We start from the raw sequence: 255 nt of genomic DNA on the forward strand, positions 1-255 counted from the left end.
CTCCTTACGTTTTTTGTTTTTAGTGTAGAGTCGGTTTTTGTACTTCTGGCGCGGTCGGTTGCGGATGAGTAAAGGTGTCGTGGCATAACAGCGCGGCAACACGAACGTATTCGATGATCTCTTCAAGCGACATTTCAAGCTCTTCCTGATCTTCGTCTTCGTCGTAACCCAGTTGCGCAATGTTACGCAGATCGTCGATAGCTTCACCGGTTTCGCCGGTCACTTTATCCAGCTTCGGTTGCGTAACGCCAAGAC

At 49.4% G+C, this 255-nt stretch carries 1 pseudogene; it reads right to left on the reverse strand.

Going from position 1 to position 255, the window contains the following annotated elements:
• Window positions 1-19: 19 nt before the first annotated feature.
• A pseudogene (gene ygfB, locus SB765_RS31545) lies at window positions 20-255 on the reverse strand (UPF0149 family protein YgfB); the annotation flags it as partial.

Origin of the sequence: Pseudomonas sp. SIMBA_067 (genome assembly GCF_046534675.1) — a bacterium.
GTDB lineage: Bacteria > Pseudomonadota > Gammaproteobacteria > Pseudomonadales > Pseudomonadaceae > Aquipseudomonas > Aquipseudomonas putida.